This window comes from Haemophilus parainfluenzae (genome assembly GCF_014931275.1).
In the GTDB taxonomy this organism is placed as follows: domain Bacteria; phylum Pseudomonadota; class Gammaproteobacteria; order Enterobacterales; family Pasteurellaceae; genus Haemophilus_D.
On the sequence record NZ_CP063110.1, the window covers coordinates 1257088 to 1282678 of the forward strand.

Sequence of the window (25591 nt, forward strand, 5' to 3'; positions counted from 1 at the left end):
TCTCTTAAGTATTTATAAGAAAAAGTGCGGTCAATTTTAACCGCACTTTTTGATTTTAGCCATTGATACCTTTGAACAATGCTTTGGTTTTTACTTTTTTACCTTCAGCTTCGTTTTTAAGGTCTTCTTCTAGCTTAGGAAGTACTTCTTCGTTATACCATTTTGGATGGTGTTTTTTCGCCCAGCGAACGGTTACCCAGCCTTCCACGATACCACGAATGGAGCCTTTTACCCAGAATGCCATGTACATGTGTACCAAGATACCGGTGAACAACATGAATGCACTTAAAGAGTGAAGTAAAATCGCAAAACGTAATACCGGAATAGAGAAGTAGTGCGAGAAAAATTGACGCCACATAATGATGCCGGTTACAAGCAAGGTAACCATCGCCAAGTTCAATGTCCAGAATAACATTTTTTGACCAAGGTTATACTTACCGTTATAAGCAACAGCGTGTTCATTTCCTTTTAATACTTCAAGCATGCCTTTTAACCAGCGGATATCGTTTTTCTCTGGAATGTTGTGATCCCAGTAAAGATAACCAAGGAAAATAAAGGCAACAAACATAATGATACCGGTGAACGGGTGAATTGCTCGTGCCAGTTGCGGAGTACCTAAAATCTCAGTTAACCACGCAAAATCTGGGAAGAAGAATGCCACACCAGTGAACATTGTCATAAAGAAGCAGATTACGAGTAGCCAGTGGCTAAAACGAGCAGGCGTTCTATGACGAATGATTCGAGTATCATTGCTAATCTCAATCTTACTCATCTTTGCCCCCTTTTCTATCTTCTTCTTCAAATTTTTCGTGATGATCTTCTACATCTTCTTCCACGTTTGGACCTACAGCTAAGTAGTGACCAATTTCAGCAAGTGCTAAACCACCCATTGCTACAGCGGCTACCGGTTTCAAGATATCTTTCCACACAGTGACGGTGAGGTCAATTTGTGGATCTTTAGGAAGACCGGAATAAAGCTCTGGTTTATCAGCATGATGTAATACATACATTACGTGTGTACCGCCCACGCCTTCAGGGTCATAGATGCCCGCGTTTTCATAACCACGTGATTTTAAGTCAGCAACACGTTGTTCAGCGTAGAGTTTCATTTCTTCTTTAGAACCAAAACGAATTGCACCGGTTGGACATGTTTTCACGCAAGCCGGTTCTTGGCCTACAGAAACACGATCCACACAAAGGGTACATTTGTACACGCGGTTGTCGTCTGGGTTCATACGTGGAATGTTGAACGGACAACCTGCGATACAGTAACCACAACCGATACATTTATCAGATTGGAAATCCACGATACCGTTCGCATACTGGATGATTGCACCAGGTGCAGGACAAGCTTTTAAACAGCCTGGTTCTGAACAGTGCATACAACCATCTTTACGGATTAACCATTCTAAACGATCATTTTCTTCTACTTCGTTAAAGCGCATTACCGTCCATGCTTTTGCGTTGAGATCTACTGGGTTATCGTAGATCCCTACACATTTTGCATTGACGTCAGAGCGGATATCATTCCACTCTGAACAGCCCACCTGACAGGCTTTACAACCGATACAGGTAGATACGTCGATTAATTTTGCTACTTCAACTTTATGATCTCGCGCTTGAGGTGCCGGCGTAAAACCAGACGTAGCGGAGACCTTGATAATGTCTTGCGATTGAACGCCTTGACCATTTCCTGCCATATTATGCCTCCGCCTTCTCGATATTTACCAAGAATGTTTTATATTCTGGTGTTTGTGTAACCGATTCACCCCAAGATGGTGATAAGGTATTGGTGGAGAAACCACGGTTACCTTTACCATTTAAGGCTTTCATCCCCCAGTGAATTGGAAGACCTATATGGTGTACGGTACGTCCGTCGACTTCTAAATCTTTCAAACGTTTCGTTACGACTGCGACGGCTTTAATGTAGCCACGGCGAGAAGTAATTTTCACCATATCACCTTTTTGGATACCTTTTTCTGCCGCTAATTTTTCACCGATTTCCACAAATTGTTGTGGTTGAGCGATGATATTTAATGCAGATTGAGCAGTCCAACTGTGGAAGTGCTCGGTCAAACGATAAGTCGTTGCCACATACGGGAAGTCTTTATTTGAGCCGATAAATTCGCGGTCTTCTTTATAGATACGAACTGTCGGATCAGAGACTACACTTGGATGCAGTGGGTTAGTATCAATTGGGCTTTCAATTGGTTCATAGTGCTCAGGCACTGGACCACTTGTAATTTTATCTACTGCAAATAAACGGCCTACACCTTCTGCAGACATAATGAATGGACCCGCATCAGAGCCTGGTGGTTGTGTACCATAGTCAGCCACATCATGCCAGTTCCAGTTTTTACCGTTCCATTTGATTAATTGACGGTGTTTATCCCAAGGATTACCGTTAATATCAAGTGAAGCACGGCTATAAAGAACACGGCGGTTTGCTGGCCATGCGAAGCCCCAACCTAATGTACAACCTAAACCTGAAGGGTCAGAATTGTCACGGTTTGCCATTTGGTTACCTTTTTCAGTCCATTGACCTACGTATATCCAGTTACCCGCAGAGGTTGTACCGTCATCACGTAAGTGAGCGAATCCGTTAAGTAATTGACCTTTCTTATAAACCACATTACCGTTTGCATCTAAAAGATCTTCAAGGGCATAACCATTTAATTCTTTTGCTAACTCTGCGGAGCTTGGTGCATGCGGTTGTACATAGTTCCAAGTCATCGCTTCGAAAGATTCTAAACCTTTTGGTTGAATACCTTTTTTCAAGTCTTCTTGATAGAGATGATGCATCTCTTCACGAATCATAGAAAGAATTTCAACATCTGGTAGTGCTTCACCTGGTTGGTCACAGCCTTTCCAGTGCCATTGTGCCCAACGACCAGAGTTGGCAATAGAGCCATCTTCTTCTGCGAAACAAGTAGTTGGTAAACGGAATACTTCAGTTTGAATATCAGCTGGATTTACATCGTTTGATTCACCAAAGTTTTTCCAGAATTCAGAAGATTCAGTTTGAAGTGGATCCATAATCACTAAGAATTTCAATTTGCTCATACCTGCAACAGTTTTGTTTTTGTTCGGTAATGAGTTTAATACGTTGAAACCTTGTAAAATCCAACCGTTCAATTTGCCATCATTCATTAACTTAACATGAGTGATCGGATCGTATAAACGATCTGCTTTTGGTAAGAAATCGAAGCCCCAACCATTTTCTTTGGTTGCTTTATCACCATAGAACGTTTTCATCAAACTGACGAAGAATTTCGACGTATTACGATAGTAGTTTGTTTGGTTTGGTACGATATCTTTTGGCGTAATCGCATTAATGTATTGTTCGTAAGAGCTATCTTTGTCATTTGGTAGACGCATATAACCTGGTAAAGACATCGGCAATAAGCCCATATCAGTTGTACCTTGAACGTTTGAGTGTCCACGCAATGCATTAATACCACCGCCTGGCATACCCATGTTACCTAAGAGTAATTGGATCATTGCCATTGAGCGAATGTTTTGTGTACCAATTGTATGCTCAGTTAAACCTAACGCATATAAGTGCGTCATAGTTTTGTTTGGAGCAGAGGTTTTACCAATCTCTTCACAGATTTGTAAGAAGGTTTTTTGTTTGACGCCTGTGATACGCTCAACCATTTCTGGGGTATAGCGAGAGACGTGATCTTTCAAGATATTAATCACACAACGTGGATCTTGTAAGGTCATATCACGTTTGGCAAAACCATTTTCATCAAATTGGTAATTCCATTTTGATTTATCGTAAGCATGTTTTTCTTCATCAAAACCTACGAATAAACCATCTTCAAATTTGAAGCCTTCATCAATTAAGAATGAAGCATTGGTATAGTGTTTAACGTATTCGTGTTGGATTTGATTGGTTTCCAATAGGTAACGGATCACACCCATTAAGAATGCGATATCAGTACCAGAACGAATTGGCGCATGAAGGTCAGCTACAGACGCTGTACGGTTAAAGCGAGGATCAACTACGATGATTTTTGCACCGTTTTTCTTCGCTTCGATCGCCCAACGGAAGCCAACAGGGTGAGCTTCAGCAGGGTTACCGCCTTGAACGATAATAAGATTGGCGTTTTTAATGTCAACCCAGTTGTTTGTCATGGCACCGCGACCAAATGATGGAGCAAGACTTGCTACCGTTGGTCCGTGTCAAGTATTCGCTTGGTTACACATCGGCACTATGCCCATCATTCGAACCCATTTGTGGGTAAGAAGTGCGGCCTCATTACTCATAGCAGAGGCGGTCATAATACCTGTAGTTGTCCAACGGTTAACAGTTTTGCCACTTGCATCTTTTTCAACAAAGTTAGCATCACGGTCATCTTTAAGTAAACGAGAAACGCGTTTGATTGCTTCTTCCCAAGAAAGACGAACCCATTTGTCAGAACCTGGAGCACGATATTCAGGATATAGTACGCGACTTTTACTATTAACATAGTCTAACGCACCTGCACCTTTCGGACACAACGCTCCACGGCTTACCGGATGATCTGGGTCACCTTCAAGGTGGAATAATTTAGAACGGGTATTGGTACCTGTGTGGCTGCTTAAGGAATCGTAAGGTTTACCTGTGCTATATAGCAACATACCACAGCTTACAGAACAATATGTACAGGTGTTACGGGATTCAAATGCCCGTAATAATTTGTACTCACGTGGCGCTGCTAAAACAGATGATGGTGCAAAGCCCAACATTGCCGCAGACGTCCCCGCCATACCACCTGCACAGATCTTAAAGAACTTACGTCTAGAGACCTGCATAATCACTCCTTCATAACGGCGAACCGTTAAGATATTTCGATAGTATAAATTCGTATAGATAATTTATTTGATTTCGTTAAAATAACGTATCAACCATTAAATCGGCTATAATAATGACCAATTTAAACAGGGATAATTTTAACTATTTTTTAACCTGAAATCTATAATCAAAACTTGTTATAATCGTTTCAAAACTTGAGCTAGATCACAAAATAAATATTTTTTGTTAAAAAATCGTAACAATTATACTACAACCATTTTATTGGGAAAAAATAATGCACTGGATAATCCAAAAAACAATCAATTTTTTTAAAAAAACACCTGAAAATCCGACCGCACTTTTTATTGAAAAACAAGATAGTCTCGCTGCGGAAGTCCCTGTTTCACTTGTCTATAATGGTATTGCGCATACCGTTATGATGTGTTCTCCACAAGATTTAGAGGATTTTGCTTTAGGCTTTTCACTCGCAGAAGGTATTATTGAGAAAAAAGCGGATATTTATGGCATTGATGTGGTGGAAGTATGCAATGGAATCGAAGTGCAAATTGAATTATCTAGCCGCCAATTTGTGGCATTAAAAGATCATCGTCGAACATTAACAGGCAGAACAGGATGTGGCATTTGCGGCACAGAACAAATCTCACAAGTTTATAAAAAATTGCCAAAATTAGACCGCACTTTCCAATTTAATTTAAATTTATTAGATGGTTGCTTAGAACAATTACAAGCCAATCAAGAACTCGGGAAAGAAACAGGGGCTACACATGCAGCTGCCTTTTTTGATTTATCCGGCAATTTACTGGCGATTCGAGAGGATGTCGGGCGACATGTTGCGCTAGATAAATTAATCGGCTGGCATGCTAAACAAAATCAACCGCAAGGATTCGTACTTGTTTCAAGCCGAGCCAGTTATGAAATGGTTCAAAAATCGGTAGCTTGTGGTATCGAATTACTTGTTGCGATTTCGGCAGCAACAGATCTTGCTGTCAATATGGCCGAACAACACAATCTTTCCCTTATCGGCTTTGCTCGCCCAGGAAAAGCCAATATCTATGTGGGTAAAGAGCGATTGGTTTTAGCTTAAGTTTTATCTATTAAAAAGTGCAGCCAAAAACATTCTTATTTTTGACCGCACTTTTTTTTATTCCGTTTATTCTTTTGGCGATTTACCCTCTAAGAGTACTTCAGAAACCCAACGTTGAGTCAGGCGTTTGCCTTCTTGATCCGTACCAAATTTCATAAAATCAATATCTATCAGTTTTAATTTGCTAGCTGGCAGGAAATCTGGTGCAGGTTCTGCATGGATATTGGTTGGAAGTTGATAAGAGTCTGATTCTTTCCAAGGAATTTCTTGGGCTTCTTTGCTTAGCACGAAATCCATAAATAGTTTGGCATTATCAAGGTTTCTAGCTCCTTTAATGATGCTTGCCCCGCCTAAAGAATAGCCCACGCCTTCGCATGGTAAAATTCCTTCAACTGGCGCACCATTTTTCTTCTCACGCGGATAAACCAACATAAAACCTAAATCAATCGCTACGGTACCGTTAGCCAAATAGTTGCTTGCAAGGCCTGTTTTGGTATGTTGCATTAGATTGGGTTCTAGTTTTTTCAGATAGTCAAAGGCTTTTTCTTCTCCCCATAATGTGGAAAAGGTGCTGATAAGGGAATAGCCCGTGCCTGATACACGCGGATCAGGATATTGAATTTGGCCTTGATATTCAGGTTTGATGAGATCCGCATAGCATTGTGGTGCAGGAATATTCAATTCTTTTAATTTTTTAGTATTTACCCCAATGCCAAGTTCCATTAAGTAAATAACAGAAGTGAAATTACCACGTTGCTCCATTAAAGATTTAAACTGCGGCATGATGTCTTTTTGTAATGGGGAGCGATAGGATTCAAGTAAGCCTAATTCAGCCGCTTGAAGATGTGGCTCAATTGTGCCGCCAAACCAGAAATCAGCTTGTGGGTTTTCTTTTTCAGCTTTAATTTTGCCTAATACGACGCCTGTACTATTACGTACAAATTGTGCATCTACATTGTATTTTTTACTAAAGGCTTGAGTGACTTTTTCGCATACTACGTTTTGTACGCTGCAATAGACGGTAAGTTTTCCTTCAGCCTGTGCGTGAGAAGTGTACGCGAGGGCGGTTAGGGCTGAAAGTGCGGTTAATTTTAGCGTTGTTTTAATTGACATTGTGTCTCCTTTAACTTCGTCAATGTTTAGTAATTATTTGATATTGCTAATATAAAGGGGAGGAGTAAATTTGTAAATATCAGGTTGTTTAAAAATATAATTCCCACTATAATCCCTGTAAATTTAACCAGATTAAAATAAGAGCAATGGATATTTCAGAATTACTTGATGGCTTGAATGATAAACAACGTGAAGCAGTGGCTGCACCACTTGGCAATTACCTTGTGCTTGCGGGGGCTGGAAGTGGTAAAACTCGCGTCTTGACTCATCGTATTGCTTGGTTGATTGCCGTAGAAAATATTTCTGAAGGCAGCATTATGGCGGTCACCTTTACCAATAAAGCCGCTGCTGAAATGCGTCATCGTATTCAAGATACCTTATCCAAACATGCTCAATCGAATCTATTTGGTATGTGGATTGGGACATTCCATAGCATTGCCCATCGATTATTACGCGCTCACCATTTAGATGTGAACTTGCCACAAGATTTCCAGATTTTGGATTCTGAAGACCAACTTCGTTTAGTGAAACGCTTGATGAAATTGCACAATTATGATGATAAAGCATTTCCACCGAAACAAGCGTGCTGGTATATCAATAATAAAAAAGATGAAGGTTTAAGACCGCAAGATATTAATGATTTTGGAGATCGCCAGGAAAAAGAGTGGATTAAGATTTATCAAATTTATCAAGATACTTGTGATCGTGCGGGATTGGTGGATTTTGCTGAATTGTTAATTCGTGCGTATGAATTATTTGCTAAAAAGCCCGTAATTTTACAACGCTATCAGCAACGTTTTCAGCACATTTTGGTGGATGAGTTTCAAGATACCAATAAAATCCAATATGCCTGGATCAAAATTCTTGCGGGTAATATGGGTAAAGTGATGATTGTGGGCGATGATGACCAATCCATTTATGGTTGGCGTGGTGCGCAAGTCGAAAATATTCAAAAATTCCTAAAAGATTTCAACGCTGAAACTATTCGTTTGGAGCAAAATTATCGTTCTACCGGCAATATCCTGAAAAGTGCCAACCAACTTATTTCGAATAATAGTGATCGTCTCGGTAAGAATTTATGGACCGACGGTGAAATGGGGGAGCCAGTAGGTATTTATGCAGCATTTAATGAATTAGATGAGGCAAAATTTGTGGCGTCTCAAATCCAAAATTGGGTAGATGACGGTGGGAAATTAGATGATTGTGCTGTTTTATATCGTAGTAATAGCCAATCTCGTGTTATTGAAGAAGCCTTGATTCGTTGCCAAATTCCTTATCGGATTTATGGCGGGATGCGATTCTTCGAACGCCAAGAAATTAAAGATGCATTGGCGTATTTACGCTTAATTAATAATCGTCAAGATGATGCCGCGTTTGAACGTGTGATTAATACGCCTACGCGTGGTATTGGTGATCGTACTTTAGATGTGTTACGAAATTTAACCCGTGAACGTCAAATAACCTTATGGCAAGCAGTGCAAGTGGCCACACAAGAAAATATGCTAACGGGACGCGCTTCAACCGCATTGCTTCGTTTCCAAGAGTTGATTAATTCTTTACAGGTGGATACAGCCGAAATGCCACTGTTTGCACAAACTGATTTCGTGATTAAACATTCTGGCTTATACGATATGTATAAACAGGAAAAAGGCGAGAAAGGTGAAGTACGTATTGAAAACTTAGAAGAATTGGTGACGGCAACCCGAGAATTTATCAAACCTGATGAAGCAGAGGATATGACCGATCTTACCGCCTTTTTAACTCATGCTTCTTTAGAAGCGGGAGAAGAGCAGGCTTCACCGCATCAATCTTGTGTGGAAATGATGACCTTACACTCAGCAAAAGGCTTGGAATTCCCGCGCGTATTTATGGTGGGGGTAGAAGAGGGCGTATTCCCAAGCTTCCGTTCATTTGAAGAGCCTGGTCGTTTGGAGGAAGAACGCCGTCTTGCTTATGTGGGCATTACCCGTGCTAAGCAAAAACTCACCATTTGTTATGCTGAAAGTCGTCGTGTTTACACGAAAGAAGAACGCCATTTACCTTCGCGTTTTATTACAGAATTGCCACCAGAGTGTATTCAAGAAATCCGTTTGCGTGGAACAGTCACCCGAGCATTAAACCAAGCAAAAGTAGGAAGTTTAAGCACGAGTTTGCCTGAAAATGAATGGAAAATGGGGCAAAAAGTGAAACATGACAAGTTTGGTTTTGGCACAGTGATAAACGTTGAAGGTTCAGACAATAACACCCGTTTACAAATTGCTTTCCAAGCTCAAGGTATTAAGTGGCTGATTGCGCATTTGGCAAAATTAGAAAAAGTGCGGTAGAATCGGGAGGATTTTATTGCAACGAGTATGAATATTAGTGTTCATATTCAATATGCCAGTGCGAAAACGTTCGAAGAAACGACCGCACTTTATCATGTGGGAAGTAGATGTTTAAATTTATTTTAAAACGTATTTTAATGGTGATTCCTACCTTTATCGCCATTACTTTTGTGACTTTTGCTCTCATTCATTTTATTCCGGGTGATCCCGTGGAGATTATGATGGGAGAGCGAGGTTTAACGCCAGAAGTTCATCAACAAATGATGAAGCAACTTGGTCTCGATTTACCGTTGTATCAGCAATATTTCAATTATATTGGCAATGTGATACAAGGTGATTTTGGTGAGTCATTCCGTACTCGACAGCCTGTTCTGACTGAATTTTTCACACTCTTTCCTGCCACGTTTGAATTAGCTTTCTTTGCGCTATTTTGGTCGTTAATTGCGGGTATTACGCTCGGAACGATTGCGGCCGTCAAAAAAGATAGTTGGATTTCTCATACGGTGACAGCCATGTCCTTAACGGGTTATTCCATGCCAATTTTCTGGTGGGGATTAATTTTGATCTTATATGTTTCACCTTGGTTTGGTTTGCCACAAGGGGGACGTTTAGAAGACAGTTTCTGGATCGATACACCAACCGGTTTTATGTTAATCGATACTTGGCTTTCAGGTGTACCAGGTGCTTTTGAAAATGCAGTTAAGTCATTGATTCTCCCTGCTGTTGTGCTAGGTACCATTCCACTTGCAGTGATTACCCGAATGACTCGCTCCTCAATGTTGGAAGTGTTAGGGGAAGATTATATTCGTACCGCAAAAGCTAAAGGCTTAAGCTATACCCGAATTGTCATTTTTCACGCACTGCGCAATGCGCTCATCCCTGTTGTGACCGTTGTGGGCTTGATTGTAGGGCAGTTATTATCTGGTGCAGTTTTAACCGAAACAATTTTCTCATGGCCGGGCATCGGTAAATGGATTATTGATGCGATTACCAATCGCGATTATCCCGTCTTACAAGGCGCCGTGTTGATTATTGCTACAATTATTATTGTGGTGAATTTGACGATCGATTTACTTTATGGCGTGGTAAACCCACGTATTCGCCATCAATAAGGAGCCTTATTAATGACGGAACAAACTTTACCTATTGAAACCTTCGCACCTCGCACACCGCTGCAGGAGTTTTGGTTTTATTTCAAACAAAATAAAGGGGCGGTGATTGGGCTCACTTTTATCCTTGCTGTGGCATTAATCAGTATTTTTGCCTCTTGGATAGCACCTTTTGATCCTATCGAACAAAATCGTTCGGCTTTATTGTTACCACCAGCTTGGTATGAAGGCGGCAATTCAGCTTATTTACTGGGTACAGATGACATTGGTCGAGATATTCTTTCTCGCATTATTTATGGTACGCGCATTTCTGTTTTTGCAGGTTTCATTATTGTCATACTATCTTGCATTTTAGGAACGAGCCTAGGTTTGCTTGCCGGTTATTATGGTGGCGCATTGGATACATTAATCGTTCGTTTTATTGACATTATGTTGGCTATCCCAAACTTGCTTTTAACCATTGTGGTGGTATCAATTTTAGAGCCTTCTTTAACCAATGCGACGTTGGCGATTGCCGTGGTTTCGATTCCAAGTTATGTGCGCTTAACACGTGCAGCGGTATTAAATGAGAAAAACAGAGATTATGTCACCTCTTCGCGTGTAGCGGGAGCAAGCGTATTACGCTTGATGTTTATTGTCATTTTACCGAATTGCCTTGCGCCTCTCATTGTGCAAATGACAATGGGGATATCTAATGCCATTTTAGAATTAGCAACCTTAGGTTTCTTAGGTATTGGTGCAAAACCACCAACACCGGAATTGGGGACTATGTTATCTGAATCGCGTAGTTTTATGCAGGCGGCCAACTGGTTGGTTACGATTCCAGGTTTAGTGATTTTATCGCTTGTTTTAGCATTCAACTTAATGGGCGACGGGTTGCGTGATGCGCTCGATCCAAAATTAAAACAATAGGGGGGCAGAATGGCATTATTAGATGTAAAAGAACTTTCTGTTCACTTTGGTGATGAAAAAGCACCTTTTAAAGCAGTGGATCGCATTAGCTATCAAGTTAATCAAGGTGAAGTATTAGGTATTGTTGGCGAGTCGGGCTCGGGGAAATCCGTGAGTTCCCTTGCCGTGATGGGCTTAATTGATTTTCCTGGTCGTGTTTCAGCGAAAGGCTTATCGTTTGAAGGGAAAGATCTTTTGAGCTTAGCACCAAAAGAAAAGCAAGAATTGATTGGTGCAGATATTGCCATGATCTTCCAAGACCCGATGACAAGCTTAAATCCCGCTTATACAGTCGGTTTCCAAATTATGGAAGCCATTAAAGCGCATCAAGGCGGCAGCAAAAAAGAACGCCGTGAACGCACTTTAGAGCTTTTACGCTTAGTCGGTATTCCTGATCCTGAATCGCGTATTGATGTCTATCCACACCAGCTTTCTGGCGGGATGAGCCAACGCGTTATGATTGCTATGGCGATTGCATGTAAACCGAGATTGCTCATTGCAGATGAACCAACCACCGCACTGGATGTGACCATTCAAGCTCAAATTGTAGATTTGTTGCTTGAGTTACAGCAAAAAGAATGCATGTCGTTGATTCTGATTACGCACGATCTTGCGTTAGTCGCAGAAGCGGCGCATCGTATTATTGTGATGTATGCAGGACAAGTAGTGGAAGAAGGACGAGCAGAAGATATTTTCCGTGAACCAAAACATCCTTACACTCAAGCGTTATTGCGTTCTTTACCGGAGTTTGCAGAAGGTAAATCTCGTTTGCAATCTTTACCCGGAGTGGTGCCAGGTAAATACGATCGCCCACAAGGTTGTTTGCTAAATCCACGCTGTCCGTATGCGACCGATCTTTGTCGAACTGTTGAGCCTGAATTACGCCAAGTAGGAAACAGACAAGTAAAATGTCATACCCCACTAAATGCCCAAGGAGAACCTAGCAATGTCTGATGTCGCACAAGAAAATGCTCCATTGCTCAATGCTATTGGGCTGAAAAAATATTATCCTGTCAAAAAAGGAATGTTTGCTAAAACACAGCAAGTGAAAGCATTAGATGGCGTGTCTTTTTCCTTAGAACGAGGTAAAACCCTTGCCGTAGTGGGTGAGTCAGGTTGCGGTAAATCGACACTTGGTCGTCTTTTGACGATGATAGAAGAACCGACAGAAGGTGAGTTATATTATAACGGACAAAATTTCTTAGAGAATGATCACGAAACGAAAGCATTGCGCCGTCAGAAAATCCAAATTGTGTTTCAAAATCCTTATGCATCACTAAATCCGCGTAAGAAAATCGGCACAATTTTGGAAGAACCTTTAGTCATTAATACCAATTTATCAGCTAAAGAACGTAAAGAAAAAGTATTGTCTATGATGGCAAAAGTAGGATTGCGTGCTGAGTTTTACAATCGCTATCCACACATGTTTTCGGGCGGACAACGTCAGCGTATCGCGATTGCTCGTGGTTTAATGCTTGATCCTGACGTGGTTGTAGCGGATGAACCGGTTTCTGCTTTAGACGTATCTGTTCGTGCGCAAGTGTTGAATTTGATGATGGATTTACAAGCTGAGCTTGGTTTATCCTATGTCTTTATTTCCCATGATCTTTCGGTGGTTGAACACATTGCTGATGAAGTGATGGTGATGTATTTAGGTCGCTGTGTTGAAATGGGTACAAAAGCGCAGATCTTTAAAAATCCACAACATCCTTATACGCAAGCTTTGCTTTCAGCGACACCAAGATTGTCACCTGAATTACGTCGCCAGCGGATTAAATTAACCGGAGAATTGCCAAGTCCAATTAATCCGCCAAAAGGTTGTGCATTTAATCCGCGTTGTTGGAAAGCAACGGATAAATGTCGAAATGAGCAGCCTAAATTGGAAAAATATCCTGATGGTAAGCTCATTGCTTGCTTCCATCTCGATTAGAAAAGAGAAAAGAAAATGACCGCACTTGAGTAAGTGCGGTCATTTTTTAGGCGTTTTGAGAACGATAGCGGAAATTGAAGAAGACAAAGATGCCGAGTGCAATCATAGCTAATGCTGCGCCACTAAAGCCTATATATTCAAGACCAATGTGACGAGCGATTTGATTACCAAATAGTGCGCCAGCACCAATACCAGCATTAAAAATACCTGAATAAATGGCGCTCGCTACATCTGTTGCATCTGGCGCAAGTTGTAGAACGCGCATTTGTAATGCAAGCCCGATACAAGAGATTCCTATACCCCAAATAAAGGCTAAGGCAAACATTGTTGCAGTATAACCAGCCGAAGTAAGCATAAAGCCTAAGGAAATAGCTAATAACAGAATTGCATGGATAATAAATTGTGTGGCGCCTAAACGGTATAATCGGTTAAAAATCACACTGGCTGTCACACCTGAAATACCAAAAACTAAAAGAATCATCGTGGCAAGATTAGGATCCATTTGCCCGATTTGAACCATAAAGGGCTCAATGTAGGTATAAGCGGTAAAGTGTGCTGAAACGATAAGTACCGTTGTGGCATAAAGTCCAATGAGTAATGGACGTTTTGCCAAAATCGGTAGACTAGAAAGTGAGCCGGCATTTTTACTTGGTAGATTTGGTAATAAACGCATAATCAATATCATCACCACTACAGCTAATGCAGCAATGATTGCAAAAGTAATACGCCAGCCAACTAATTGACCAACTATACGTCCTAACGGTAAGCCCAAAATGGTTGCAAGAGATGTACCGATAGCGAGCATACCAATTGCTTGTGTTTTCTTATTCTTCGGTGCCACACGCATGACTAATGATGCGGTAATTGCCCAGAAGAGTGAATGCGCCACAGCAATACACATACGGGCAATAAGAAGAATCCAATAATTCCACGCGATGACTGAGATAATATGACCGATAATAAAAATCACGAAAAGTTTCAGTAACAAGCCTTTACGCTCCATATCACCTGTCGCGAGCATGGCGGGTAAAGACATAATCATGACAGTCCAAGCATAAACGGTCATCATTAACCCTACATCGGAGCTTTGCATATCAAAACTTTGTCCGATATCGGTGAGTAATGCAACGGGCACAAATTCCGTGGTATTAAAAATAAAAGCGGCGCAAGCCATGATAACTACGCGCCAAAATTGAGTTTTTTCTGCTTTCTGATAAAACGACATTATTTTAATTTCTCTTTAATTAATTCCTTAAGTTGATGACGGAAATTTTTATCAATATTTAACTTGTATTGTGGAGCATAGCAACTATCGAAAAAGCGAATAGGCAATGCCAGTTTTTTGTATTTTTCGTCAGTTGATCTTAAAGTTAAATTGACGTCGCATTGTACATTATCTAAATCAATGGCTCCAGAACCTTCACCTAAAAGTGCGGTTGTTTTTAAGCTTATTTTATCCACTGTGAGTAAGTGGTTTTCAAACAAAAGATGTGACTCAAGACGCTCGTAAGGCGTGTTCATATTTCTGTTAGCTGTTAAGTCACTGTTGTAGTTAATTGGTAAATACTGTGCCGCCATATCTAATAAATTCAATCCTAAAAGTTCACCATTTTGAGCGTCGAAACTAAATTCTCCTTTGGTGAGTTCAGAATTGGTTAGCACGAGCTGGATATTAAAATCAGCATTACCAGTTAATGTATTGGGAAAATTCAGTAAGGCGGTGAGCTGTGTCATTGGGAAATTTTTACCTGAAAAATTGACCGCACTTTGTTGCTCTTTATGACTAAATCTAAAAGTGGCTAAACAATGTTGGCAATCGGGCTGCAGATAGGCATTGATTGTTTTAACCGGTTTTGAGAAATCAACGTAAGTTTCAATGTAACCCAGAGGTTGTTGATTTAAACGGGCATTGACAAATTGAATCAGATTTTTGCCTTGGTGATTTAGGTTAATATTTCCCTTGCTGAACGCAAATTGATATTTTGTGCTTGTACCATAAATCGGTTTATCAAGAGAAAAACTAATCTCACTTTCACCTTTAAACGCAATGTTTTGGTTAAAAATATTTTTAAGTGAAAAATCAGTAAAACGACCATGAATATTGACATAGTTTAAGGCTTGTTCGCTCAGTTTGAAATGAGTGATTTGTACTTCTTCTAAAATCGGATTGCCTGAAAAAAGAGGAAAGAGCGCAAATTTAGCTTCAAGGTTTTCAGCCGAAAGTTGATGGTATTTTACCTCAGATAAATTCACCGTTGGCTGTGGTAGAAGGTTTACCGAAAAATCATTCACTTGAATGTTATATTGCACCAAATGCTCGACGATACTGCTTTTCAGTTGATTGAGTTGAATATAAAAAAAAGCAAAGATCGCAAACAGCACGATCAACAGGCTAATTGCGATCTTTTTCATTGATTAATCCTCATTAATTCGGCTAGCTACCGCATTTTGCTGATGCTTATATTTAGCATCTTTACGGCTGGTGTAAGGGCGCGCTGCCGGGCCACTTAACACTTCAAAACTCAATGCACCAATCACCATATTAGGACGCAATGCTAAAGGTAATTTGCCGGAGTTGTAGAACTCCAACACAATTTTACCTTCCCAACCTGGATCGATACGATGAGCGGTAACATGCACCATTAAGCCTAAACGAGCAAGTGAAGAGCGACCATCTAACCAACCGATAATATTGGCAGGGAGTTTCACAGACTCTAATGTGGTGGCTAACGCCAACATACCTGGGTGTAAGAAGAAGGCCTCATCATCACCAATAATGATTTCATCGCTCATGACCGATTCAAGTTGAGCAGAAACTTCTTCTTTCGGACCGCTTAAATCAATATATGGGGCTGAATGTTCACGAAATACGCGAAATGAATTGCCTAAACGTACATCGATGGTTGCACCATTGATTTTGTCGTTGTCAGGACGAGGCGTTAAAGAAATAATGCCATCATCTAGATAGCGTTCGATATCGGTATCGCAAAGACGCATGATTTTTCCTATTTTTCGTTTAATAAATGAAGAATTTGAGCTTTTAACATGTTAATCGCAATACGGTTTTTACCACCGCGAGGAATCACGATATCTGCATATTGTTTTGATGGCTCAATAAATTGTAAGAACATTGGACGAACGGTTGCGCGGTATTGGTCAATAACAGATTGTAATGAACGGCCACGTTCTTCCATATCACGTTGTAAACGGCGGATAAAACAAATGTCTAATGGGGTATCCACGAAGACAGAAATATCGGCTAATTGGCGAACTCGCTCATCAGTGAGCAATAAGATGCCTTCTAAAATCACAATTTTTTTCGGAGTGAAGTGTTTGGTTTCGCCTGTTCTGGTGTGATCAACATAACTATAGACAGGAATATCTACGGCGGTTCCGTTTTTTAAGTCTTTTAAGTGTTGAATGAGTAAATCTCTATCCATTGAATTGGGATGGTCATAGTTTGTTTTTATGCGCTCACTCATCTCTAAATGGCTTTGATCTTTATAGTAGCTGTCTTCAGCAATAATCCCAATTTCTTGGCATCCTAACTCGTTACAAAGTTCTTTATGAACAGTAGAGGCGATGGAACTTTTGCCTGAAGCGGATGCACCCGTGATGGCGATGATAATACAAGATGAGTTTGACATGGAACGTCCTCAAAAACGGAAGGTAAAAATTATTGGGATTATAAAGAAAAATCAGCTTAAATTCACCTTTCTTTCTTTTTTTATTTTAATTTTTTAAATTTGTGAAGTACTTCACGGAAATTTTTTTCGTTTTCGCTTACGCTGTGCTCGTTTTTATTATTTCATCTGTGTTATTTATGAGGAGCTACAATGAAAATGAATAAAATTTCTCTCTCAATTTCAACCGCACTTTTAGCTGCGGGTTTAATGACATCATCTGCTGTTAATGCTCAAGGGCGTTTGGTGGTGTATTGTAGTGCGACCAACATTCTTTGTGAAACGACAACGAAAGCGTTTGGCGAAAAATATGATGTGAAAACCTCATTTATTCGCAACGGTTCAGGTAGTACTTTCGCAAAAGTTGAAGCAGAAAAAAATAACCCGCAAGCAGACGTATGGTTTGGTGGTACATTCGACCCTCAAGCACAAGCGGCAGAGTTAGGTTTAATCGAACCTTATAAATCTAAACACATTGATGAAATTGTTGAGCGTTTCCGTGATCCAGCGAAAACCAAAGGACATTATGTCTCTGCGATTTACATGGGTATCTTAGGTTTTGGTGTGAATACTGAGCGTTTAGCAAAATTAGGTATTAAAGAAGTCCCAAAATGCTGGAAAGATTTAACTGATCCTCGCTTAAAAGGCGAAGTGCAAATTGCTGACCCACAAAGTGCGGGTACAGCATATACAGCACTAGCAACTTTCGTTCAACTTTGGGGCGAAGATAAAGCATTTGATTTCTTGAAAGCATTACATCCAAACGTATCTCAATACACCAAATCAGGTGTGACCCCATCTCGTAATGCTGCACGTGGTGAAACTGCGGTAGGTATCGGTTTCTTACACGATTATGCACTTGAAAAACGTCAAGGTGCGCCGTTGGAATTAGTGGTGCCTTGTGAAGGTACTGGCTATGAGTTAGGTGGTGTAAGTATCTTAAAAGGTGCGCGTAACATCGATAACGCAAAATTATTCGTGGATTGGGCATTATCTAAAGAAGGTCAAGAGTTAGCGTGGAAACAAGGCGATTCTTTACAAATCTTAACCAATACAACAGCGGAACAATCACCAACTGCGTTTGATCCAAATAAACTGAACCTCATCAATTATGACTTTGAAAAATACGGTGCAACTGAACAACGCAAAGCCTTAATTGAAAAATGGGTTCAAGACGTTAAATTAGCGAAATAGTTTATAGATGAATTAGGCGGGGATGTCCGCCTAATTTTTTAGCCTGTAGCTAAAATATAAAAGGGAGTCAATCAATGAAAAAATCAACTATATCTTTGAGTCTGTCAGCTGCTTTGTTTAGCGGGATCTTTTTTACTAGTTCAGCAATTGCTGAAGGTCGGTTAGTAGTATATTGCAGCGCACAAAACTCAGTGTGTGAAAAACAAGTGCAATCTTTTGCTAAAAAATACAATGTAGATGCTAGTTTTATTCGTAATAGTTCAGGCAGTACACTAGCTAAAATAAAGGCTGAAACAAATAATCCACAAGCTGATGTGTGGTATGGTGGAACATTTGATACACATTCTCAGGCTGCCGAGATGGATTTGCTAACTGCATATCAATCACCAATGCTGACAGAAGTTATGCCTCAATTTAAAGATCCTGGACGTCGTAAAGGAAATTACAGCTCCGTAGTTTATATGGGAGTGTTGGGTTTTGGAGTGAATACAGAAAAATTGAAAAAATTAGGAATTACTGAAACTCCAAAATGCTGGAAAGATTTACTCGATCCTAGATTTAAGAATGAAATTCAAATTTCAGATCCTCAAAGTGCTGGAACTGCATATACCGCAATAGCAACATTTGTTCAGCTTTGGGGAGAGGATGAAGCATTTAATTATTTAAAAGCATTAGATAAAAATATTTCACAGTATCCTAAAGCTGGAACTGCACCCGCTCATAATTTAGCTCGAGGGGAAACAACAATAGGTATTGGCTTTTTACAGAACTATTCTTTTGAAAAACAGAATGGTGCACCTATAGAGGTAGTTGTTCCTTGTGAAGGTACCGGCTATGAACTTGGCGGCGTAAGTGTAATTAAAAATGCCCGAAATTTAAAAAATGCCGAACTGTTTGTCGATTGGGTTATGTCTAAAGAGGCACAAGAAATTTCTTGGAAAGAAGCACAATCACATCACATTCTTACAAATATAAATGCTACGTCTTCACCTTATGCCTTGAAATCTAATGAGCTAAATTTAATTAATTATGATTTTAATAAATTTGGTGCGTCAGATGTGCGTAGTGGCTTGATCGACCGTTGGGTGAGAGAAGTTAAATTAAATAAATAAATGGAGGCTTTATGAGAAAGCAGTATTATTTTCTCAATTCCAATCTATTTTGGGTAATGCTTGCTATGGCAGGCTTTGCCCTTTTACCTTCTATGGCATTATATTATGGCATTTTTGATTCAACAGAAGATGAAATCCTAGCAGCCATGGGGTGGAGCTCAGTAAATTTGAGTTGGGTTTGGTTTGGTTCTTTATTTCTTATTCCTATATTTTCTTTTTTATATAAAGGAAAAGGAGCCGTACAACAAGGTAAAATAGAGTTTTTATTAGCTTGCTTAATTTTTTCTTTTGTAATGATTTCAGCAAGTATTGAAAAATTCAGCTTGGGTTATTCTGAGTTTATTCTTACAATTGCTTTAATTGGTATTTCAACGAATGCTCTTGCCAAAATGAAAGTGATGCAAAGTGATAAATTCGTTATCGCATCACTATTGAGCATTGTATTACTTATATTTTTCTTTATTGTTTACCCTACTTTAGCCATTTTTATCTCAATGTTTTACAAAGGAGATGAATTTGTGCCAGGGCAGGTGCTCGACATTGTTAAACAGCCTTATGTTATACGTATTATTTTAAACTCACTAGCTGTCGCAGGGACAATCGGTATTCTTGCAACAGCGTTTGGTTTAGTATTTGCACTTTATACTACTAGAATTGCAAAGCGTAGTGCAGTTATTGGTAAAATATTCTCTATTCTTCCAATTGTTACCCCTCCATTTGTCGTTGGTTTAGGGGTGACATTAATGCTTGGTCGTTCAGGATATATTACTCATTATTTAGTTGAGTATTTAGGATTCGAAAGTAATTGGTTGTATGGTTTTACTGGAATTGTTATTGCTCATACCTTAGCATTAACACCAATGTCTTTTATGATATTGGAGGGGGCTTTAAAGTCCATCCATCCATCAATTGAGGAAGCTGCATATACTTTAAGAGCAAATCGTTATCAAACTTTCTTTAATATTATTTTCCCATTGCTTAAACCTGCGTTAGCAAATTCTTTTTTAGTTGTTGCTATTCAATCTATAGCCGATTTTAGTACTCCGTTAGTTTTAGGCGGAAGCTTTGATGTTATTTCTTCACAGATTTACTTTTATATAGCTGGTTCTCAATTAGATTATGCATCCGCAAGTACTCTAGGAACAATTCTTCTAATTTTCTCATTGGGTATTTTTATTATTCAATATTGGTGGATTGGTAATCGTTCATACACTACTGTATCAGGGAAATCTTATCGTGGTGATGTACAAGATCTTCCTGTAACGATGAAATATGCTATTACGTTTATATTAGCATTTTGGATTATATTTAATGTTTTATTATACGGTAGTATTTTTTACGGTAGTTTTACAGTGAATTGGGGTGTTGATTATACTTTAACACTCAAAAATTATATTACGTTATTTGGTCAAGGATTTAGTGATGGAGCATGGCCATCGTTAATTCAAACAGTCATTTTTGCTGCAACAGCTGCACCTATCACTGCATTATTTGGCTTGCTTATCGCTTATATTACAGTTAGACGGGAATTTAAAGGTAAAAAAACTTTAGAATTCCTAACTTTGTTATGTTTTGCCGTGCCAGGTACAGTTGCAGGGGTATCCTACATACTTGCCTTTAATGATGCGCCAATTTATATAACTGGGACTGCATTAATTGTTATTTTATCAATGGTTATGCGTAATATGCCTGTAGGTATGCGAGCGGCTATTGCTGGATTAGGACAACTAGATAAATCTTTAGATGAGGCCTCTTTATCACTAAAAGGAAGCTCTTTTAAAACTATTTGTTTTATTGTTTTCCCTTTATTAAAACCAGCCTTGCTTTCAGCTCTTGTAACTAGCTTTGTTAGAGCTATGACTACAGTAAGTGCAATTGTATTTTTAGTTACAGCAGATACCCGTGTTGCTACATCTTATATTTTAAACCGTGTAGAAGATGGTGAATACGGAATTGCAATTGCATATGGTTCAATTCTGATAGTAGTCATGATGGCCATTATTTTATTCTTTGACTGGATTGTGGGTGATACCCGAATTTCCCGTTCTAAAGCGAAAAAAATGAATTAACTCGTTAAGTTGTAGGTAAATATTATGAGTAATAATGATTTCTTAGTATTAAAAAATATCACTAAATCTTTTGGTAAATCCACAGTCATTGATAATTTAGATTTAACCATTAAACGTGGCACCATGGTGACCTTATTAGGTCCATCTGGTTGTGGTAAAACCACGGTGTTACGTTTGGTGGCAGGCTTAGAAAATCCAACTTCAGGTCAAATTTTTATTGATGGTGAAGATGTAACCAAATCATCTATTCAAAATCGTGATATTTGTATCGTATTCCAATCTTACGCTTTGTTCCCACATATGAGCATTGGCGATAACGTGGGCTATGGTTTACGTATGCAAGGTGTGGGAAAAGAAGAACGCGCTAAACGTGTAAAAGAAGCCTTAGAGTTAGTTGATTTAGCAGGTTTTGAAGATCGTTTTGTGGATCAGATTTCAGGTGGTCAACAACAACGTGTGGCATTAGCACGTGCGTTAGTGTTAAAACCAAAAGTATTACTTTTTGATGAACCATTAAGTAACTTAGATGCAAACTTACGTCGTTCTATGCGTGAAAAAATCCGTGAATTACAACAAAGTTTAGGTATTACCTCGCTTTATGTGACTCACGACCAAACCGAAGCGTTTGCGGTATCCGATGAAGTTATCGTCATGAATAAAGGTAAAATCATGCAAAAAGCACCGGCAAAAGAGCTTTATTTGCGTCCAAACTCTTTATTCCTTGCAAACTTCATGGGTGAATCGAGCATCTTTGAAGGTAAATTGGAAAATAACACCATTGACGTGAATGGCTACAAATTACCATTAAGCAATGCGGCACAATTCAATTTACCAGATGGTGAATGCTTAGTAGGCGTACGTCCTGAAGCAATTTACTTAAAAGCAGAAGGCGAGGCAGCACAACAATGTGAAATTAAGAGTGCAGTCTATATGGGGAATCACTGGGAAGTGGTGGCGATTTGGGCTGGCAAAGAATTGCTCATTAATACTAAACCTGAAGACTTCAATGCTAATCTGAAACAAGCTTATGTGAACTTCTCTGAACAAGGCATTTTCTTGCTGAAGAAAGAGCAATAATGTCAATCTAAAGGCGTATGGAAACATACGCCTTTTCTTTTAAAACGCTTTCAAAATTGACCGCGCTTTTCCTCTCATTTTTACTTTATCCAACAAAGCTGTATAATGTCTCGCTTTGAATATAAACGATATGGGGGAAAGCTCATGATTAAAACCGATACCTTACCGCAATTTTTGCGAAACAAAGTGGCGGAAAACGATGCCTTTGGTCTTGTGGAAGGGCTGTGTCAATTATTACGTAGTAGCCCTACAGAAAAAATTTCTCCAACCTTGCACTTGTTTAAGTTTATCTTAAAGAACGATAAAGAATTAGGCTGTTCTGTTTCGAAATTATTATGTGGTTGGTTATGTGGTTTACGTCTTTACCCATTGTTTATTAGTAGTGGTATTCTTACGCGTGGTGGTTTTGGGCAAGAAATGAAAACGCGTATTTATGAGCGTTTTAACCCCTCTTTTAAAGATATTAATGATTTACGTGATATTTTTTATTTATTGTTTAGCGATAAAAATGATGCGCGCTGGATTGATGCCGTCCCATTAAAAACGTGGCGAGGCGTATTTGGCGTTTTAACCCGTTATACAGAACAAAAAGATCGGGAACGTTTAAAAAATCATATTGAAAGTGAAGGGCTATTTGCCATAGAGATGCTTTCAATTTGGATTGCAGCTGAAGATATGGATCCTGAGCTGATGCGAATGGAACCCTCTCTGTTAAATGCTGATTCACCTTTTGTTGCTTTACACCATGAGGTGGTTGATTGGGTAGCGGCGCGCCGCCAATCAATAGATTTTGATGATAGCCATTTACAGGTAATGTTTGATCAATGTAAGGCATTGATTATTGGCTTACAGAAACGTGGGGCAGTAGTGGGGTCTTCCTTAAATACAGCGTATTTATTAGAACGTCTTTCCCAGACTTTAGAACGATTAGAAACGTTGATGGCAATTTTTGTTTCAAATCGCTATTTACCGCGTCGAATATTGTTATTAACGGGTTGTTTTGCCCGTGCAGCTGCAGAGCGACATAGTATTTCCCGATTATGGAAACAAAGCTCAGGATTAATTGCTCGTAGTGTTACGCAGAATGCTGGGGACCACGGTGAGCATTACATTACTCGAGATAAAAAAGAGTATTGGGCAATGTTTTACTCTGCGGCAGGTGGTGGTGTATTGATTGCACTAATGGCGTTATTTAAAACTTATTTAGGCAGTATTATTGATGATAAAGTCTGGAAAGGTCTTGCCGAAGGTTTAAATTACGGCTTCGGATTTATGGTGATCTTTATGTTGCATTTCACGGTTGCAACCAAACAGCCAGCTATGACAGCTGCTCGTTTTGCTGAGGCAGTAGAGAAAAATCCACAAGGCAAAACATTAAATATGAAATTAGCCCAGTTATTAGTGGATGTATTTCGTTCCCAAAGCGTGGCCGTTTTAGGCAATGTAGTAGTTGCTATGGGATTAGCGGCATTAATTGCTTTTGTTTATCAACATCAAACAGGTGAGCCATTGATGAATTCAGAGAAAATAGCCTATCAATTACACCGTATTGATCCTTTAGATGGTTCTTTATGGTTCGCAGCTATTGCAGGTGTATGGTTATTCTGCTCCGGAATTATTTCTGGCTATTTTGATAATCGTAGCAATTATTTGAATATGCGCATGCGTTTAGCACAACATCCGTTATTAAAAAAATTGATGTCTGAGAAGTCTCGCGTTAAATTTGCTAATTATATGCATGAGAATTATGGTTCGCTTATTGGTAACTTCTGTTTTGGTATGTTACTTGGGCTTACCGGTTTAGTGGGATATTTAACTCATCTCCCGTTAGATATTCGTCATGTTGCATTTTCATCAGCGAATTTAGGATACAGTGCAGTCAGTGGACAATTTGCCTATCCATTCTTTTTACAATGCATTGCTTTTGTGTTGCTGATTGGTTTAGTGAATTTAATAGTCAGTTTTTCATTGACACTTTGGGTCGCACTGCGCTCTTTAAATACGGAAATTGATAGCTGGTGGTCAATTTGGCATGAAGTTTGTCAAATTGTGAAAAAACGACCATTGAGCTTATTTTTTCCCGTTCAATTAGATAAATAATCGTCTTAAGTGCGGTCAAAATATCAACGTTTTTGACCGCACTTTCTTTTCGGCAAATTTAATTTGCGTTATTATGTTGCTCATCTAATGCTATAACTTTATGAATTATTCTAATGAAACCCACATTTCTTGAACTTCGTCACCTAAGAACCTTGCTTGCTTTAAAGGAAACGGGCAGCGTCTCGATGGCGGCAAAACGTGTTTATTTAACACAATCGGCACTTTCTCATCAAATTAAGTTAATGGAAGAGCAATTCGGTTTACTTCTATTTGAGCGTAAAAGTAATCCATTGCGTTTTACCGCAGCAGGCGATCGTTTGATTCGTCTTGCCAATGAAATTCTTCCAAAAGTGGTTGATGCAGAACGTGAGCTCGCACGCGTAAAACACGGTGATGCAGGGCAGTTAAGAATTGCAGTAGAGTGTCATACCTGTTTCGACTGGTTAATGCCAGCGATGGATGAGTTTCGTCAGCATTGGAGCTTGGTAGAATTGGATATTGTCTCAGGTTTCCATACTGATCCTGTAGGATTGTTATTGTCTCATCGTGCAGATTGGGCGATAGTGTCAGACGTTGAACAAAATGATGATGTTTTGTTTAAACCGCTATTTTCTTATGAAATGGTGGGGATTTGTTCTAAAGATCATCCATTAGCGAATAAAGAGGTTTGGCAGGCGGAAGATTTTGCTGAGGAAACTTGGGTAACCTATCCCGTGCCTGATGATATGTTAGACTTATATCGTCAAGTGTTGAAACCGAAAGGCATTAATCCGCCGCGTCGTACGACAGAGCTAACGATCGCCTTGATCCAGTTAGTGGCGAGTCGTCGGGGTATTGCCACTGTGCCTTATTGGGCGGCATTGCCTTATTTAGAAAAAGGGTATGTGGTGGCACGCAAAATTACAGAAGAAGGGTTGTACAGTAACCTTTATGCAGCAATTCGTAAAGAAGATGCCAATTTAGCTTATATCGAAGATTTCCATCAAACAGTAAAAGCACAAAGTTTTTCGACCTTACCTGGTTTGTCTGTTTTAGCGTTGTAGT

Annotated in this window: 20 protein-coding genes; 12 read left to right on the plus strand and 8 right to left on the minus strand. The window is 39.5% G+C overall.

Features of this window, described 5'->3' with window-relative positions; genetic code table 11:
* Positions 1-55: 55 nt before the first annotated feature.
* From INQ00_RS06225 to fdnG, 3 genes are read right to left on the minus strand one after another with little or no spacing between them, the layout of a single operon-like run.
* Positions 56-772, minus strand: a complete 717-nt coding sequence (locus INQ00_RS06225; RefSeq protein WP_005696396.1) for a formate dehydrogenase subunit gamma — start codon at positions 770-772, stop codon at positions 56-58.
* The gene (fdxH, locus tag INQ00_RS06230; RefSeq protein WP_054417980.1) at positions 765-1700 is read right to left on the minus strand and encodes a formate dehydrogenase subunit beta; all 936 of its coding nucleotides are present in this window, start codon (positions 1698-1700) and stop codon (positions 765-767) included. The genes INQ00_RS06225 and fdxH overlap by 8 nt, the downstream gene beginning before the upstream one ends.
* A 1-nt stretch (position 1701) precedes the next feature.
* Complete coding sequence (gene fdnG, locus INQ00_RS06235; protein ID WP_197546522.1) at positions 1702-4800, minus strand: formate dehydrogenase-N subunit alpha; 3099 nt, start codon at positions 4798-4800, stop codon at positions 1702-1704.
* Between the two features lie 275 nt (positions 4801-5075).
* Here fdnG and fdhD point away from each other — a divergent pair, with 275 nt between their 5' ends.
* Positions 5076-5885 (plus strand): formate dehydrogenase accessory sulfurtransferase FdhD, encoded by an 810-nt coding sequence (fdhD, locus tag INQ00_RS06240; RefSeq protein WP_197546523.1) that lies wholly within the window; start codon positions 5076-5078, stop codon positions 5883-5885.
* A gap of 66 nt (positions 5886-5951) precedes the next feature.
* On the opposite strand, the gene INQ00_RS06245 is transcribed toward fdhD, so the two are convergent.
* Positions 5952-6998 (minus strand): ABC transporter substrate-binding protein, encoded by a 1047-nt coding sequence (locus INQ00_RS06245; protein ID WP_197546524.1) that lies wholly within the window; start codon positions 6996-6998, stop codon positions 5952-5954.
* 146 nt (positions 6999-7144) lie between these two features.
* On the opposite strand from INQ00_RS06245, the gene uvrD reads away from it, so the two are divergent.
* From uvrD to INQ00_RS06270, 5 genes are all read left to right on the plus strand, one after another.
* Positions 7145-9322 carry a DNA helicase II gene (gene uvrD, locus INQ00_RS06250; RefSeq protein WP_197546525.1) on the plus strand — a complete coding sequence of 726 codons (2178 nt, stop codon included), beginning with the start codon at positions 7145-7147 and terminating at the stop codon, positions 9320-9322.
* 107 nt (positions 9323-9429) lie between these two features.
* Complete coding sequence (locus tag INQ00_RS06255; RefSeq protein ID WP_165818892.1) at positions 9430-10434, plus strand: ABC transporter permease subunit; 1005 nt, start codon at positions 9430-9432, stop codon at positions 10432-10434.
* 12 nt (positions 10435-10446) lie between these two features.
* Positions 10447-11343: an ABC transporter permease subunit gene (locus INQ00_RS06260; protein WP_197546526.1), complete on the plus strand. Its 897-nt coding sequence runs from the start codon at positions 10447-10449 to the stop codon at positions 11341-11343.
* A 9-nt stretch (positions 11344-11352) separates the two neighbouring features.
* Positions 11353-12336 carry a dipeptide ABC transporter ATP-binding protein gene (gene dppD, locus INQ00_RS06265; protein WP_054417966.1) on the plus strand — a complete coding sequence of 328 codons (984 nt, stop codon included), beginning with the start codon at positions 11353-11355 and terminating at the stop codon, positions 12334-12336.
* Positions 12329-13312, plus strand: coding sequence for a peptide ABC transporter ATP-binding protein (locus INQ00_RS06270; protein ID WP_197546527.1), 984 nt, complete (start codon positions 12329-12331; stop codon positions 13310-13312). Before dppD ends, INQ00_RS06270 begins: the two co-directional genes overlap by 8 nt.
* Before the next feature lie 46 nt (positions 13313-13358).
* Here the strand turns inward: INQ00_RS06270 and INQ00_RS06275 are convergent, their stop codons facing one another.
* From INQ00_RS06275 to udk, 4 genes are read right to left on the minus strand one after another with little or no spacing between them, the layout of a single operon-like run.
* Positions 13359-14537: a sugar transporter gene (locus tag INQ00_RS06275; RefSeq protein ID WP_197546528.1), complete on the minus strand. Its 1179-nt coding sequence runs from the start codon at positions 14535-14537 to the stop codon at positions 13359-13361.
* On the minus strand, positions 14537-15724 hold the full coding sequence (locus tag INQ00_RS06280) for an AsmA-like C-terminal region-containing protein (RefSeq protein WP_197546529.1): 1188 nt from the start codon (positions 15722-15724) through the stop codon (positions 14537-14539). Before INQ00_RS06280 ends, INQ00_RS06275 begins: the two co-directional genes overlap by 1 nt.
* Before the next feature lie 3 nt (positions 15725-15727).
* Entirely contained in the window at positions 15728-16309 is a 582-nt protein-coding gene (dcd, locus tag INQ00_RS06285) for a dCTP deaminase (protein ID WP_065244380.1), read from the minus strand.
* An 8-nt stretch (positions 16310-16317) separates the two neighbouring features.
* Positions 16318-16959 (minus strand): uridine kinase, encoded by a 642-nt coding sequence (gene udk, locus INQ00_RS06290; protein ID WP_065244381.1) that lies wholly within the window; start codon positions 16957-16959, stop codon positions 16318-16320.
* Between the two features lie 189 nt (positions 16960-17148).
* Between udk and INQ00_RS06295 the strand changes: the two genes are divergently transcribed.
* The 6 genes from INQ00_RS06295 to INQ00_RS06320 all read left to right on the plus strand — a co-directional run bounded on the left by INQ00_RS06295 (position 17149) and on the right by INQ00_RS06320 (position 25590).
* Positions 17149-18189 (plus strand): ABC transporter substrate-binding protein, encoded by a 1041-nt coding sequence (locus INQ00_RS06295; RefSeq protein WP_065244382.1) that lies wholly within the window; start codon positions 17149-17151, stop codon positions 18187-18189.
* Between the two features lie 74 nt (positions 18190-18263).
* On the plus strand, positions 18264-19301 hold the full coding sequence (locus tag INQ00_RS06300) for an ABC transporter substrate-binding protein (RefSeq protein ID WP_197546530.1): 1038 nt from the start codon (positions 18264-18266) through the stop codon (positions 19299-19301).
* A gap of 11 nt (positions 19302-19312) precedes the next feature.
* A complete protein-coding gene (locus INQ00_RS06305) occupies positions 19313-21370 on the plus strand; it encodes an ABC transporter permease (protein ID WP_197546531.1) in 2058 nt (685 codons plus the stop codon).
* A 24-nt stretch (positions 21371-21394) separates the two neighbouring features.
* The gene (gene fbpC, locus INQ00_RS06310; RefSeq protein WP_197546532.1) at positions 21395-22447 is read left to right on the plus strand and encodes a ferric ABC transporter ATP-binding protein; all 1053 of its coding nucleotides are present in this window, start codon (positions 21395-21397) and stop codon (positions 22445-22447) included.
* 144 nt (positions 22448-22591) lie between these two features.
* Positions 22592-24547 (plus strand): site-specific recombinase, encoded by a 1956-nt coding sequence (locus INQ00_RS06315; RefSeq protein ID WP_197546533.1) that lies wholly within the window; start codon positions 22592-22594, stop codon positions 24545-24547.
* 113 nt (positions 24548-24660) lie between these two features.
* Positions 24661-25590: a LysR family transcriptional regulator gene (locus INQ00_RS06320; RefSeq protein ID WP_197546534.1), complete on the plus strand. Its 930-nt coding sequence runs from the start codon at positions 24661-24663 to the stop codon at positions 25588-25590.
* The last annotated feature ends 1 nt before the right edge of the window (position 25591 follow it).

Coding starts and splice junctions, on each gene's coding strand:
- INQ00_RS06225 (WP_005696396.1), bottom strand. CDS start 772: ATGAGTAAGATTGAGATTAGCAATGATACTCGAATCATTCGTCATAGA.
- fdxH (WP_054417980.1), bottom strand. CDS start 1,700: ATGGCAGGAAATGGTCAAGGCGTTCAATCGCAAGACATTATCAAGGTC.
- fdhD (WP_197546523.1), top strand. CDS start 5,076: ATGCACTGGATAATCCAAAAAACAATCAATTTTTTTAAAAAAACACCT.
- INQ00_RS06245 (WP_197546524.1), bottom strand. CDS start 6,998: ATGTCAATTAAAACAACGCTAAAATTAACCGCACTTTCAGCCCTAACC.
- uvrD (WP_197546525.1), top strand. CDS start 7,145: ATGGATATTTCAGAATTACTTGATGGCTTGAATGATAAACAACGTGAA.
- INQ00_RS06255 (WP_165818892.1), top strand. CDS start 9,430: ATGTTTAAATTTATTTTAAAACGTATTTTAATGGTGATTCCTACCTTT.
- INQ00_RS06260 (WP_197546526.1), top strand. CDS start 10,447: ATGACGGAACAAACTTTACCTATTGAAACCTTCGCACCTCGCACACCG.
- dppD (WP_054417966.1), top strand. CDS start 11,353: ATGGCATTATTAGATGTAAAAGAACTTTCTGTTCACTTTGGTGATGAA.
- INQ00_RS06270 (WP_197546527.1), top strand. CDS start 12,329: ATGTCTGATGTCGCACAAGAAAATGCTCCATTGCTCAATGCTATTGGG.
- INQ00_RS06275 (WP_197546528.1), bottom strand. CDS start 14,537: ATGTCGTTTTATCAGAAAGCAGAAAAAACTCAATTTTGGCGCGTAGTT.
- INQ00_RS06280 (WP_197546529.1), bottom strand. CDS start 15,724: ATGAAAAAGATCGCAATTAGCCTGTTGATCGTGCTGTTTGCGATCTTT.
- dcd (WP_065244380.1), bottom strand. CDS start 16,309: ATGCGTCTTTGCGATACCGATATCGAACGCTATCTAGATGATGGCATT.
- udk (WP_065244381.1), bottom strand. CDS start 16,959: ATGTCAAACTCATCTTGTATTATCATCGCCATCACGGGTGCATCCGCT.
- INQ00_RS06295 (WP_065244382.1), top strand. CDS start 17,149: ATGAAAATGAATAAAATTTCTCTCTCAATTTCAACCGCACTTTTAGCT.
- INQ00_RS06300 (WP_197546530.1), top strand. CDS start 18,264: ATGAAAAAATCAACTATATCTTTGAGTCTGTCAGCTGCTTTGTTTAGC.
- INQ00_RS06305 (WP_197546531.1), top strand. CDS start 19,313: ATGAGAAAGCAGTATTATTTTCTCAATTCCAATCTATTTTGGGTAATG.
- fbpC (WP_197546532.1), top strand. CDS start 21,395: ATGAGTAATAATGATTTCTTAGTATTAAAAAATATCACTAAATCTTTT.
- INQ00_RS06315 (WP_197546533.1), top strand. CDS start 22,592: ATGATTAAAACCGATACCTTACCGCAATTTTTGCGAAACAAAGTGGCG.
- INQ00_RS06320 (WP_197546534.1), top strand. CDS start 24,661: ATGAAACCCACATTTCTTGAACTTCGTCACCTAAGAACCTTGCTTGCT.